The organism is Chryseobacterium aquifrigidense (genome assembly GCF_006716485.1).
Classification (GTDB): domain Bacteria; phylum Bacteroidota; class Bacteroidia; order Flavobacteriales; family Weeksellaceae; genus Chryseobacterium; species Chryseobacterium vietnamense.
In genome coordinates, this window is the sequence record NZ_VFPD01000001.1 from 2,945,987 (window position 1) to 2,959,904 (window position 13,918).

At 36.2% G+C, this 13,918-nt stretch carries 10 protein-coding genes; 1 reads left to right on the forward strand and 9 read right to left on the reverse strand.

From position 1 onward, the window contains the following. Positions 1 to 816 carry an RNA polymerase sigma factor gene (locus FB551_RS13220; protein WP_142017822.1) on the reverse strand — a complete coding sequence of 272 codons (816 nt, stop codon included), beginning with the start codon at positions 814 to 816 and terminating at the stop codon, positions 1 to 3. A 232-nt stretch (positions 817 to 1,048) separates the two neighbouring features. Between FB551_RS13220 and FB551_RS23525 the strand changes: the two genes are divergently transcribed. Further along, positions 1,049 to 1,429 carry a helix-turn-helix transcriptional regulator gene (locus FB551_RS23525; RefSeq protein ID WP_226798688.1) on the forward strand — a complete coding sequence of 127 codons (381 nt, stop codon included), beginning with the start codon at positions 1,049 to 1,051 and terminating at the stop codon, positions 1,427 to 1,429. Positions 1,430 to 1,779: 350 nt separating this feature from the next. Here FB551_RS23525 and FB551_RS13230 read toward each other — a convergent pair whose 3' ends face one another. The 8 genes from FB551_RS13230 to FB551_RS13265 form a co-directional block, all read right to left on the reverse strand. After that, complete coding sequence (locus tag FB551_RS13230; protein WP_142017823.1) at positions 1,780 to 2,961, reverse strand: hypothetical protein; 1,182 nt, start codon at positions 2,959 to 2,961, stop codon at positions 1,780 to 1,782. A gap of 205 nt (positions 2,962 to 3,166) precedes the next feature. Next, positions 3,167 to 3,742: a suppressor of fused domain protein gene (locus FB551_RS13235; RefSeq protein ID WP_142017824.1), complete on the reverse strand. Its 576-nt coding sequence runs from the start codon at positions 3,740 to 3,742 to the stop codon at positions 3,167 to 3,169. Between the two features lie 41 nt (positions 3,743 to 3,783). Then, complete coding sequence (locus tag FB551_RS13240) at positions 3,784 to 4,419, reverse strand: immunity protein Imm33 domain-containing protein (protein ID WP_142017825.1); 636 nt, start codon at positions 4,417 to 4,419, stop codon at positions 3,784 to 3,786. Between the two features lie 157 nt (positions 4,420 to 4,576). Beyond that, positions 4,577 to 4,960, reverse strand: coding sequence for a DUF2750 domain-containing protein (locus tag FB551_RS13245; protein ID WP_142017826.1), 384 nt, complete (start codon positions 4,958 to 4,960; stop codon positions 4,577 to 4,579). Then, positions 4,960 to 5,400 (reverse strand): DUF4265 domain-containing protein, encoded by a 441-nt coding sequence (locus FB551_RS13250; RefSeq protein WP_142017827.1) that lies wholly within the window; start codon positions 5,398 to 5,400, stop codon positions 4,960 to 4,962. The genes FB551_RS13245 and FB551_RS13250 overlap by 1 nt, the downstream gene beginning before the upstream one ends. An 11-nt stretch (positions 5,401 to 5,411) precedes the next feature. Beyond that, positions 5,412 to 8,810 carry a DUF6443 domain-containing protein gene (locus tag FB551_RS13255; protein WP_142017828.1) on the reverse strand — a complete coding sequence of 1,133 codons (3,399 nt, stop codon included), beginning with the start codon at positions 8,808 to 8,810 and terminating at the stop codon, positions 5,412 to 5,414. A gap of 6 nt (positions 8,811 to 8,816) precedes the next feature. Beyond that, on the reverse strand, positions 8,817 to 12,245 hold the full coding sequence (locus FB551_RS13260; protein ID WP_142017829.1) for a hypothetical protein: 3,429 nt from the start codon (positions 12,243 to 12,245) through the stop codon (positions 8,817 to 8,819). Between the two features lie 7 nt (positions 12,246 to 12,252). Beyond that, the gene (locus tag FB551_RS13265) at positions 12,253 to 13,854 is read right to left on the reverse strand and encodes a T9SS type A sorting domain-containing protein (RefSeq protein ID WP_142017830.1); all 1,602 of its coding nucleotides are present in this window, start codon (positions 13,852 to 13,854) and stop codon (positions 12,253 to 12,255) included. Positions 13,855 to 13,918: the final 64 nt, after the last annotated feature.

Sequence of the window (13,918 nt, forward strand, 5' to 3'; positions counted from 1 at the left end):
TCATAGAAGGATTTGAGAGGTATTTCGATTTTGTAGATATTGATAAGCATATAGAAACTCCCGATGGACCTGCTTTTCAGAAAGTTTAAGTTCCTTGGCAATTACTATGAAAGAAGATTTTTGTTCGACCCTTCTTTTCAAAATATCAAGTTGTTGACTACTGAGTTTTTCTGACTGTTCCTTGTTATCGAAAGCTTTTTCCTGTGGCTGTTCAAAAGAACTTCTATTAAGAATTTTCCGAAGATCATCTATCGCTCTGTTTACTTCATTACTTATGGCAGTCACACTGCTGCCCATTGCATCCGCAATGGATTTGTACTGAAATCCATATTCAAGGCAAAGCTTAATCAAGTGTCTTCTTTTGGGACTTATTACATTTAAAACCCTATTAACTTCATCAAAATCTTTTTGATCGGACTCCTGACGGATAAGATGCTCTTTATCTTGCATGGGATCATAACCGATAAGATAATCCTGATAATTCTCAAAACGTTCAAGGGAATCAACTAAGCGGGTGAATTTATTTTTTGGAGCATTGAAATAAGATATACAGTCTCTTTTCAAAACAAACCGTAAAAAGCCAAGAATATGATTGGGAGTTTCAATAGAATCACGGTGTAACCAGAGTTTAAGGAAAGTATCCTGCACAAGTGTCTCCACTACAAAATCATCCTCAAGCATTTGTTTTCCAATCCAGAAAAGAAGTCTTTTGTAACGTAAATAGATATGTTCTAAAGAGGTCGGATTACCTTTTTTCAGTAGTTCATATAGCTGATAATCGTTCAATATCCGGGTTGCAGAGTCTGTTCTTTTCATAGCAGTATATTTTAGCTAAATTATTGCTGGAAGAAACTGCTTAGATCAATAAGATTAATTCACTACATCACCCATAATACTAACTCACCACATTTTGCCCAAAAGAAAGGCGTGGAACTCAACTTATAGCATTAGAGGCACTGGTATACCCGTGTACGATAAGAGAGCCCACGCCGCGGTCGTGAGCAAATTTACTTATCTTCTCGTACACATAAAAATTACCAGTTTTCTAATGCGAGATTCTAAGCAATTGCCTCAATATTTTAATTCTATTGGAATAATTGCATTATATTATCTACAAATATACCAAAATTATTTATGTAATCCAAATGGATTACATAAAAGTTATGATTTTTTGCAAAATTGCATTATGGCTGGACTCAACGAAGAAGATATATTGCTAAAAAATAAAATTGCTGATAGAATTAAGTTTCTTCGAGCGAATACTGGTTTGTCTCAATCTGAATTTTCTAAAAAATACGAAATTGACAGGCAAATATTAAATCGTTGGGAAAGTAAAAACAATAAAAGGGGGTTGACAATTTATACAATAGCAAAATTTTGTCATCTCATAGGAATTTCTTTAAAAGACTTTTTTGATTTTGAAGCATAAGAGAATAGAAAATTACTCTTGAACATTTTTTTATAAGATGAGAGTATTTGGGATTTAAAGAAATAAGGTCTTTATATGATTCTCAAGGAAAAAATAATCCTGTGGATGTGTATTTTTCCAAAGAATTTGGAGCTACAAAACTAATTCCTCGACAACTAATTATATTTTCAAAAGAAAAAGGAAAAAAAGAAAGCCAAAATTCATTATAAAAGATTTTAAAAAGCAAGTTTATGATAAAAAATACTACCTGTAAGGTGGAGATTTTTTATCATATCCTTTGGACCTGAACTTGTCTTTTAAAAATCTGAAACAATACCTTTGTTTTCTTTTATGAATTTTTGCAGTCCTTCTTATGACCTCTTTATCTTTTTTCTTTTTTGCTGAACCGGGATATCTTCAGTATTATATTGCATTCTATGATCACCAATGCTCAATAAGGAAAAGATTTCTAAGCTGCTGTCAGGATTTTTAAATACCTCTTCCAGTGATGAAAAAGGAATATTATTTTTTTCAGAAACTTGTTTACAAATAACGTCAAGTATTGTTATAATTTTTCCCTTAGTTGTATCGAATAATTTTGGCTGTTTAAATTTTTCAAACCGTATGGCTTTTATAATGGTATCCTTCACTGAATTGAAATAAATCTCCTTTTCGTTCGTATATTCGGTAACGTTAGACAAAATAAATGACAGTTTGTTTTTTAATATTGATACTTCTTTGATTAACTCGATATTCTTTTGTTGAAGCTCAGTAATTATTTTAGTTTTGGATTGAAGAATTTCTTTATTTTTAAGCAGTTCTGTATTATATGACTTAAAAACTCTCTCGTAGTTTTCAATCGTTTTATCTGTTTTGATCTTAGTAAAGCCTAGAAAGTCATTTTCTTTTACAATAAGATCTTTAAACCTTTTAGAATTGAGCGTTGCTTTTATCTCAGTTATTCTATTGTTTAGCAACAAAAGTTCTTCTTCTTTTTTTTGAATTTTAAATTCTATGGCTTCAAGACGTACTTTAGAACCTGAAACACCTCTGTCCATTTCCAGACATTCAGCCGTAATATCCTGCATTTTTGAATAGTGAAAGGATTGATGCTTCAATGTTTTTCCAGTTTCTAAATCCTGCCAGTCGGCTACTAAATGAGCGTGATAATTGGGTTTCCATTCTTTAGAATCTTTATCATAATGTCCTTCATCTCTATGAATGGCAATTTGAAAAATTCTTATTCTCAGCTCTTCTTCAAGCCTTTTAGAAAGCTTATGCAAATCCTGCATTGTTGTATTTTCTTTAATTACGACTACAGCTTCACGAATTGGCAATGCATTTTTCTGTAATTTCCTGCCGGATTTTTCCTTACAGTAGGCTTCTATTGATTTAAGCCTATCTGGAATTTTATTTTCTACCCAATACTCATTTTTTCCGGTAAGATCCTTTTTTATATAATCGAAGGTTTTTCTTCTCAAATTGTGCGCTTCGGAACCTGTTTTCACAGCCTTAAAATTGATAGATGTTTTCACGACAATAAAATAGTTCACTAATCATTATCTTTAGATAATAAGACTTATGGGGCTTCGATTTTCACTCATTGGCTTAATAAACAAATTAAAAAATAAATCCACATCATGCAGATGTGGATTTATAGCTGATTTTTCCTACCTAATTGATAAAGTACTGTATAAATATTTATGGTATTGAATCAATACCATTAATATCATTAGAATTAAACAGAATAGATAATGTTTATATAACAGACTTTCTATTGATGTCAAATATGTCAATATCTTTTTCCTGAAATATATCTTCTAATGCAGATGTACCATTTTCCATCTTATATTCGAGTTCTTTATCAGAAATAGGAATACACAAAAGCCAATGTACTGTTTTAGTTTCAAGTTTTAGTGGTTGTAATTTGTCCTCCCATAAAAATGGTGATGTAAACATAATATGTTTCATTTCAGAAGTCTCAAAATACATTTCAACAATTCTCATAAATACTGAACCTGGTTGGCATTCCCACCCATTATTAGTAATATAAAATCCTGCTTTGGATAGAATATTTGACAACATTTTGAATTCTCTGTATCCACCAATTAAAAGCTCTATTGGAATGTCTTTAAAGCTATTATTATTCATTTCAATTTTATTGGGGTGATCAGATATTCCTATCGTACCGCAAATTTTTATTCTAGGATAAAGAGGATCATCACAGGTGAAAATATCGATAAAATTCTTTTTTTCTTTGTCATAATGACGATCAATTATTTTATTAATACCAACAATATTTGTAATATAATTAGCCAAATTTTTGTTTTCCATCGGGATTTTCTCAAAAATGAATTTTAGTTTTAAATTGAGAATTATTCTTCTTCATCCTTATGTATTTCAATATTTCCGTTTTTCATTATAAATCTGTATCCGAAAGGTATTGCCAAGTATTGTAAAATATCAGGACGAGCAAAAGCAACATGATAAAAATGAACCATTTTCAATGATTTAATATCGTCATTATAGTCGTCTGTGATAAGATACCAACCACTTTCGTCCTGAGGCGAATCATATCTGATTCCTTCAATATCCTTTCCTTCGTAAACACCATCTGATATGACAACTGATTGATTGAAGTTTGGAAAGAGAGGAATAAGATTCTGCTGCCAACATGCTTCACTTTGTTGCCTAACAACTGATATTGCCGTATCACAACCTTTATTAAAGTTACTACCGTCAGAGTTTGCCTCATATAGATCATAGCAGTTATCTTCATCCCATCTAAATTGTAAAAGCCATGAATAATAGCCGATATTTTGGTTTTCAGAAATAGCAGGTTTACTATCTACAATATAATCTATAATATATTTACTAACCTCTATATAATTTTCGGGTTGATTTTCACCAATTACAACTCTTATTTCTTTATCCAGATAAGTATTTAGCCCTTTAGTTTCAACATAAGTATTATCATTTACGATTATTTCAATTCCTTTGTATCTTATCATATTTTTTAATTAACTCTACTTTTTTAAGATAATCTTAAAATGAAAGTGTCTATTCTAAGACACTTTCTTTAATTATTAACTTAATAGTTTAAGTATTTCCATAGTTCTGGATATTCAATTATGCTTAAATTTCAGATAGTTAGTATTAATATCTTACTTATCCATAATTCTTCAACTCCTCACTCAAATCCTTAGAGAACTCTGTTAGATCAACCACGAATCCAGTTTTATCAAAAACTGGAAAGACATTAATTAAATAACCATGATCAGCAATAAAATCAATAATTTCATCTTCAAGATCATCCAAGTCCAGCTTTTTAACTTGACAATTTTCCCATCCATTAACCTTACAAAGTTCTGTATATTCCTTCGCACTCCATAAAGGAAATAATTCTTCGTCATCAATTTTTGATACTACGTAATCTCCAGTATCGTCTGTGAGAGTATAAAAAATCTCAGAATCAGCTACTTTTTTTATAAAGTACTTATACCTCTCTTTCGGCTCTAAAGCAATAACACTTTCAATCTCTTGTTGATTCATTAGAGTGTACTTAAATGCGTTTCAGAAAGACATGCTTCTTTATAATCAAGAGTATTTTCAGCAAGCATTTTCTCAAAAAAAGACTTTATACCGGCATAATCAATAGATGATGGAATATCTACTGCAATGATTTTCTGTTCATCTATTCCTTCCCATGAACAACCCATTTCTTCAATAGCCTTTGTTACATTTTTTATTTTTTCCTCATTAAAAAATACAATCTGTATAGTACTATGTTCTGAAGCTTGAATTAGATCCTCAAAATATAACTCTCCTTCATCATTCTCAACCGAGATAATATCATCATATGCTAAATTCGGTGCAAAAAAGGGTATGTTTTTTATTTGATATTCCAAATCACTTTTCTTTTCGACCCACAGCTTTTCTTCAGCTATCTCTTGATTAACATCGTAGTACACAACTGTTACTTTATTTTCCATTTTACTAATTTTTAATGTTTATCTAAATTACAACCTCTACACAATACCTGTCCATTATCTGGGTTTCCTCTTCCTCCTTCTCTTTTTCTTTTTATATGATCTACCTGAGTTTCAGTCTTCTCAGGAACTACACCTTTTTTAGACTGCTTTGCTGGTGTAGTTTCAATACCACACATTTCACATTTTACTTTTCCATACTTTAATTCAGACTTTTTGATAACGACTTGTTTACCTGCCTTTGTGAAATCCTTACCTTCTCTTCCAATCTTATTAAGTCTTGCTGCTCTTGCTTCATTCTTTTGAATTGCTTTAACTGATTCGAAAGCTCTTAAAGCAGGAACTTTTCCTCCTTGTACTGTCAACATTCCTTCAGGCCCACCTCCAATGGATAGGGCAATAGTACCCCAATCAAGGGCTCCATTTGCCACTTTTTCTTTGAAGGATTCCTTAGGAACCCCTGTAAGCAAAGTCAGTCCACCATCTCCATCAACTACATATTTATTCCTTACAGCATCATTCGAGAAAAAGTTTGCTGTTCTCACCACATTATTGGAAACAGCAGCCCTTAGACTATTAATACCTCCGCCAATCATCTCCGCAAATTCTACAGGATCACTTGGAAGACTAACCTCATTAACCTTTTTAGCCTCCAAGCCTTCCAGTTCCCTTGCATCAACAACTCTGTTTTCTGAGAAATTATAATGTGATTGATAGTCGTACTGTTCACTTAATGGATCAGCATTAAAGAACCTCGCCATTCCGGCATCATAGTTCCTCCATCTGTAAGAACTCCATTTAGTGTCAATCTGATTTTCCTGTCCTTGTGTAGAGTATCTATAGCTTGGGGTTACTGTACCATTAATATTTAGATCTCCCCCAAACTCAAGCCCGAAAGGATAGTAATGATTGGTCCTGTCTATTTTCAGGCTTCCGGAAGCATCTTTATAATACGCCAGTCTGATGTTTCCTACCTGATCAGTATAGTTGTAAATATACAGATTTTTAACAAAGTCATAATAGCCTTCTGCAGTAGGAACAAAGCTTAATATGTCATCAGTATATTGAAATCCATCCAGATAATCAGTTTTGCTGACGGCTTCCGTCTGTCCTCTTCCTGTTCCATAGGTATAGACTTTTCTCAGTTTGGCTCCGGCAGCATTATACAGGTATTTTGTATTGACATTGTAGGTCTCAAAATCATGTGTATTATATAATTTATTAAATTTTATATAGTTGGGAAGATTAAGATAATTATAGTCTATCTGGAGCATCCCTCTATCCTCATGGGTAATCATATTTCCGTTGCCATCATAAGGAATTGCGGTTGATACAGAAGCCGGATAGCCGGCATAGTTACTTGTAGCATCACTTACCGTATTCACCCTGTTTCCGGTATAAGTATAGGTGAGATCGTCAATCTGCTCTGCTCCAAAATTTTGCAACAATCTATTTCTTTTCAGACTTTGGATATTACCATTTACATCATAGGTAAGACTTTCATTAAAATAGTTATTCTTTGGAAGGGCTGCATTGGGTTCAGAATAAATTCCATTTTTGAGCCTGTCCAATCCATCGTACTGATAATTATATCTTCTAAGCATCCCACCATCAGCAGCCTGCCAGTCTATTTCTGCAATATTCCCATTGTATTTTCCGGTAGAAACCTCCGAATAAACAGGATTATGGTATTTAAGCTCATAGGCAAAAAGTTTTCCATTTAGGTTAGTCGGATCATTCACTTTCGATAGCCAACCTCGGATATTGTAAGTCTGGTCTATAGACTGTAAAGGAGTACCTGTAGTATTTCCTGTTTTTTTATTGGTAAGCTGTCCCAGATCATTGTATGTGTTTTCTACTAATAGTTCTTCTGTTAGACTGTTCACCTTATGATAGAGCTTCAGCAGTCTTTTCTGGTCATCATATACAAATCTTTCTTTGATAAACACCTCCGCATCTGCACTTCCTTTTTTGTGATAAGTATAGCTTTCATCTACCGCGCCGGAAAAATCAAGTTTAAATTCCTTTTTAGTATACCCCCCTAAATGATTCCAGCTTTTTTCACTTACTTTTTCCCCTTTAGTGTTGTAGTAGAAATAGGTTTTCGTCCAGTTATCATCTTCAATGTTTTTTACATAAGCTGCTGTTGACAAACCTTGGGTATTGGCACCTCCGTTCAGAGCCCTGTCTTCGTTCACTACATATTGATCAAGGATTTTTGCAGGTGGAAACTCTTTAGTATCCCTTGGGTAAGAGTCATAGTAATTAACCGTTAAAAGCGTCGTAAAGCCGGACAGAAAATTATTGGTGTAATATACAATGAAGCCATTTTTATCAAACCCATTGGCTGTCTGGCTTTCACTGACCACCTGAGAAGCAAGTGGACTTTGCATTGAAGCTCTTTCTCCACCTGTAATAAGTCCGGTATAGGCAACGCGACCAAATGCATCATACTTGGTCAGCAGCCACAGCCCTTTATTCTTCAGGTTCACATCCTGGGTAAGCACCGGGCGGTCGGCAGCATCGTACACCACAGATTCCCAATCGTCTCTTCCAGGCAGTCTTTTTTCAACCTGCCTGTCCAATCCATCATATCGGTACTGGTAACATAAAGTGTTTACAATATCTGTGGTAACAACATTGCTGTTTTGCTCAATTTTTTTTACCGCCAGAGGGGGAATTACAAATGCTTTTTGTCCGTATTCATTATAGACATAATAGGTATCAACGTTTTGTGTTCCGTCCGTCCGACGTACCAGCACCGTTTCACCACGTCCGTTCTGAAACTGGATAACCGGAGTTCCATCTTCATCGGTTACCGAATTTTTATATAATGTTCCAGCACCATAAAATTCACTGCCTGGAACTATGTATACAGAGGAAACAGTTTTTTTATCTGTTCCTACCGTTGTAGTTACTGTATTGGTGATAAATTTCTTTACTTCTGAGCCTTGATTTACTTCATATTTAAGCTTTTGGGTATGTCCGGATGCCATTTTCCATGGTTCACCCGGCTGAGCTACTTGTTTTACCCTGTCCAATGGAGAATTTTCAATCTCTTTTTCTGTATACGCATTGGTGACACCGTAATAAGAATTAGCCACAGTTTCATTCATAATCCCGGTATGAATGGCAGAATTGAGAGTATTGGCAGGAACAGGAAGAATATCTTTAACCTGTCTTCCAAACCCATCATACGTAATAGGAGTCACCAGATCCTTTCCGGTAGTGGTAGCTTTTACACTAACAATCTGCTTAGGTCGTCCCAAGCCGTCAAAATAGGTAATAGTTTCAGTTTTCTTACTGCAATCACCACTCAGGCAGGTTTTAGATTGGATGTAATTTTCGGTTGTGCTTTGTGCATAGGTCATCATCGCTGTAAACAGCAGACCTAAAAATTTTATTTTTTTCATTTGTGTTTACTGCTTATAGTTATACTTGAATTCTTTAACGACCTTATAGCTGTACGTTCCAGCGTTGTCTCTTTCCCTTACCTGAACCTGTTTCAATCGATTAGCAGTATCATAAACATAAAGTTCTCTTTTTCCTGATGGGGGTGTTATGGTCGTTACCCCTACCAAAGGATTATAGGTATATTTGGTCGTCATTCCAACGGGCTGAAAAGCATCCAGAGCCAATAAGAGTTCAGCTTCTTTGGTGGGATCAACAGCATCTTCATTGGATTTGGTTACAATAGTACTGATCATCCCTTCTACCTGGCTATATAGTGCACCTACAATTTTTGCAATCGGTCTGGTTTTGTTATATCCCCAAACTATACTTACCGGAGTACCGTCTTTCTCCCTGTATTGAAGAATATTTCCTTTTTCATCATATTTTTCATACGTGACATCCTTAGAGGAAACAGTAGGGTTTAAAGTATCATACGAATATTCAGACAGAGGAAGCATTAAGTTTCCGGTAACTGCGTGAGGCAGAGCCGTTGGATAAATAGTTTCTTCCCTGGAAGTCACTTTGGTGATGCTGTTTGCCGTCTGCTGTGTCTGGGTTTCCAATGGAATACCCACCATGTTTTTACCAATCATCAGCTGGTTGTTTTTCTCATGGGCGTACTGATATGTTTTGCCCGCAGAAGTCAGATCAGGGAAAATCGTTTTCTCACTGGTCAGTTGATGATGTTTGGGATGGGCGTAGAAATACTGGGTTTCCGTTTTCATGGCAGTCCCGTTCAGGTAATCTATCGCTTTCTGAGATTTCAGGTACTCAAAACGGGAAATATTCTTATACTGCATAATGTCAAGATTATCCAGTTGATCAGCATAAGTCATTACTGTTCCTATACCTTGCCCGAAACAAATATCTTTATAAGTGGCAGTTTGGTTATTAGCTCCGGGATTAATGCAGTTTTTATATCCGTCAAATGCTGTATAGTGATGTGAATGGCTGGCACTACAATAGGTGTAATCCATAGTTCTTACAACATCCTCTGCTGTGCAGGTTCTTGTTACATTTTGCGAAACCGGATTATCATAATTTTTTCTGATCGAAAAACCATCTACCTGATATTTGCGGCTGTCATCCTCTTCATAGTTCATTTCAACTGTACGAACCAGATTATTTCCGCTGTCCAAATATTTTGTCAGTTTCTCTTTTCCGTTATTCCATCCAAAATTGGTCAGCACAGAGTTTCTGATATTGTTTCCATAGATCACTTTACCAAAATCATCCGACTCTGTTGAATAATAATGGATGATATTTGATTTTCCCTCTACAATTTCCTGTACCGTTTTATAAAATACATTGGGATGGGTCGCAAAGAGCTGATTGATATTGGTTGAAGTGATGGTATAGTATGGGAACCTCTCTACTCCAGTGGGAAAGCCTCCGCCATTATTCCCCGGATTAGGAGTGGTACTACATGTCCTTGTATAGTACAGCTGTTCTTCAAATTGAGGCTCTCTTAATACAGTAGCTTCTGTATTCTGTTCACCCAGATCATGGTAAACAAAATTTCTGGTCGAAGCCACTCCGTTTTCGGTAGTGTCCACAATTTTAGCAATCCTTAACCCACCAATAGGTACCTCTCTGTCTCCTCTTACTTCAAGCGCTTCAGTATAGCTTGCTGCTGCCTCTGCCTGTACGCAGAGAAAAAGTGTTGTAAGATTTAGAGTGAGTACTTCGTTTTTGGAAACCATTGCATAATAGGCATAGGGGGAGGGAAATGTAAGGGAAGTGGTTGGGCTTGTCATCATGCCACTGGATGTTTTTTGATATAGCGTAACACTTTCTCCATTGGCACGTTTAAGATTAGCAACAGCTCGGTGTTTACCGGCAACCTCCCATTGGGAATCACAAGCATCACTATTGAACCATGCTCCTCCACCTATGGTGATCTCCTCATTTTTAACGGGTATAAACGTAGTTGAATTAGTTACCTGCGGACCGCTGCTTCCTTTCTCTGCTCCAATCTGAACACCCGTTTTCTTTTCAGGAATAAGCACAACATTCTTTTCTACGGATGTATTATTTTCGTAGAAAAATTCTGAATATCCTTTAGTCGGATACGTAATCTTTTGCAGTATTCCGATAGATGTTTTAGAAGGATTAACACTTCTCATAGAAGATTGGTAGCCGCTCCAATTTATGATTTCTATAATTGAAGGGATCAGATTGGTATTATTTGTAGCGCCATTGAAATACCCCCAGTCATCCCTGCCGAATGAAAGTCTGGGTGGGAATTGGTCAGGCTGGTTATATTGAAAACTGTATACACTGCCTGCCACACTATCAGAAACAGAATTCAGAAACAATCGGTTATTAGAGGTTAAGGTATAATTTAAGGTAACATCATTGATAATACTATTATTGATCTTTTTGGTGACTTTTTGCAATCGCTTGTAATCCGCACTTCCTCCAGACTGGAAGTAATCAAATATAATTTCGCCATAGGAAGGGTTATTACTGTATATTCTTTTAATCTGCTTACCATTGACCGTCTGGTTGTGGCTTATCAGTTCGCTGACCTGCGGGTATCTGATAAATGCAGGGTTTCCGCAGGAAGACAACATAGGTCCTCCATTAGGGCTCGTATAGGATAAAGTCTGTGACTGGCTCATGGTGGCTGTATATCCGCCATCCACATTTTCAATAAATACAGTTTCTCCGGTAGAGATATCTTCAATCTTTGTCAGATACCAGGCTGTGGTAGAAATACTGATCAAAGAATGTCCTGCACCAGCAGTACGGTTGGAAGTGGATTCTTTATCTGTAAAATAGTATTTGGTTCCATTATCAACAGTTATGGTAAATGAATCTCCACCGCTCACCCCTTCAATAATGACATCTTTTTGAGAATAAATAACAGGAATTCCTTTCTTGTCAAACACAAATTTGATTTGCATTCCACCAAAGTTAGCCATATATAAATCCTGCTCTGTATCTACATTATCATTGGAAGCATCCTGAAAAAATTGCATGGCAATAGGATTATTAGGCCCTATATCATCAAAATTGGTCGGAATAGAAACATTAGATAGATTGTTTTCATCCGGAAGATCACGGATGACTCGTGTAATCACTCCTCCTGAAACCATAGTCCAACCGAGTCCAGTAGAACCGTTCATATCATCTACTTTGATTCCATTGGAAAAATAATTAAGTCTGATGGGAATAGTAATATTTCCGGCCGCAAAGGACGTTACAGGAATATCTACATTAGCATTTCCTGTAAACAAACTTACCGGAAGGTTTCCAAAGGAGCCCAGTTTATAGGACTCCGCTGATGGTGGGATGATATTCGGAAGGGTGGATGATTTGCTTCCTGTAGTTTGTGCTAATGCTGTTCCAAGGGACAAGCAAAAAAACAAACTGGTTATATTTTTTTTCATTGTGTTTTTATTTCTTAATTAATTTGGCATTCGCCGTTTTATTGGTATCAGTTTTTATCGTCACCAGATAGGCTCCCTGCACCAAAGCTTGGGTATTGATCTTCGTGACTCTGTTTTTGGTTTTTATACTTTGAAGTTGTCTTCCGCTCATATCGTACAACAGAATATCAGCATCTTTGAAGTCAAATCCGATTTCCACGTAAGCATAATCAGACACAGGATTCGGATAGATTTTGATATCGTATTTTTCGATTAACTGGTCTACCTGTTTATCGCCCAGTTTTACAATTTTCCAGTTTTCTTTACCCAGTTCTTCTGCGCTAGTTCCGGCCAGAATAATTGAACCGTCTCTGTTGAGTTTCAGATCTGAAAGTCTTTCTTCTTTTTGTCTGGATTCTCCTTTTACATGTTTTCTCCACTGCTCATTTCCATTCTGATCAAGGTAGAGCATCCAGAAGGTTTCATCATCGGTTTGGATTCTTCCTTCAGCCTGGGTGTACCCCCCCAACAGAATGCCTTTAGACTTATCGCTTCCATCTTCCAGCCTCCCACTTACCACACTCATTCCCATCAAAATATCTCTGTTCTTGAAATTATAGGATTTCTGCCACTGCTCTTCACCTCTTTCATTGAGAGCAATCAGCCAAAGGTCTGTTCCTTCTTCCAATCCAACGGTTTTATTTCCCGATCTTTCTGATCTGGATTCTCCACCAATGATAAAACCCGTAGAGGTTAGTGCCAGGGTTCTCAAATGATCATCTCCTTTACCTCCGAAGTTCTTTTCCCATTCTACTTTTCCGTTTTTATCGAGTTTTACGATCCAGTAATCTCCTTCACCGTAATTGTTACTAGCCTTGGAATAAGAGTCGATCTTCAAACTGCTTCCAGCCTCCAGCTTCCCGCTTCCCGCCTTTACTTCAGAACTCCTTGAATAAATCCCCAGTAATGCTCCTCCATCTCTCGTTGGAATCATCTTTTCCAATTCATCTAAACCTTTTCCGCCTAAAATTAATTGGGAGAGTTCTTTTCCGTTTTTGTCTAATCGGGTAATTAAAACATCTTTTGAACCGTATCCTTTGGGTGAGTTCTGTACGTTTCCGACCACAAAGAATCCTAAATCAGTAGCCTGGATAACCGCTCTGGCTTCTTCATCGGAAGAGCTTCCTAACGTTTTCTGCCATAATTCATCACCGAATTCATTGATCCGGATCAGCCAGATATCTGAACCGCCTTTGGAATCGTCTTTCTTATCCAAACCTTTCCCCGAATACGAAGTACCTGCTAACAAACTTCCACCATCCTGTGTAGTAACGGTTGCTGACAGATAATCATGATTCCGCCCGGAAAAATATTTTTCCCACACTTCTTCTCCCTGCTGGTTTAGTTTTACTAAGTGAAAATCATAACCGTTGTTTTGCTTATTTGCTTGCAGAAGTTTGTCGCTCTGAATTGAGCTTCCCGTGATCACATACTGCTGATCGATGGTTGTAGTAACCTGGCTTAAAAAATTCTGGGTGGAGGATTTTATATCCTTCTGCCACACCACTTCCTGAGCAGATATTCCCAGGATTGTGCATAACATAAATGCACACTGATAAATTTTTCTCATTGATTGTGTAATTGACGTGTAAAAATATAGCTAATACTTAATATACGTACTCCGTAAAAAACCC

Bases quoted from the DNA above. Each gene is read 5' to 3' on its own strand.
- FB551_RS13220 (WP_142017822.1), bottom strand. From the start codon at position 816: ATGAAAAGAACAGACTCTGCAACCCGGATATTGAACGATTATCAGCTA.
- FB551_RS23525 (WP_226798688.1), top strand. From the start codon at position 1,049: ATGCGAGATTCTAAGCAATTGCCTCAATATTTTAATTCTATTGGAATA.
- FB551_RS13235 (WP_142017824.1), bottom strand. From the start codon at position 3,742: ATGGAAAACAAAAATTTGGCTAATTATATTACAAATATTGTTGGTATT.
- FB551_RS13240 (WP_142017825.1), bottom strand. From the start codon at position 4,419: ATGATAAGATACAAAGGAATTGAAATAATCGTAAATGATAATACTTAT.
- FB551_RS13245 (WP_142017826.1), bottom strand. From the start codon at position 4,960: ATGAATCAACAAGAGATTGAAAGTGTTATTGCTTTAGAGCCGAAAGAG.
- FB551_RS13250 (WP_142017827.1), bottom strand. From the start codon at position 5,400: ATGGAAAATAAAGTAACAGTTGTGTACTACGATGTTAATCAAGAGATA.
- FB551_RS13255 (WP_142017828.1), bottom strand. From the start codon at position 8,810: ATGAAAAAAATAAAATTTTTAGGTCTGCTGTTTACAGCGATGATGACC.
- FB551_RS13260 (WP_142017829.1), bottom strand. From the start codon at position 12,245: ATGAAAAAAAATATAACCAGTTTGTTTTTTTGCTTGTCCCTTGGAACA.
- FB551_RS13265 (WP_142017830.1), bottom strand. From the start codon at position 13,854: ATGAGAAAAATTTATCAGTGTGCATTTATGTTATGCACAATCCTGGGA.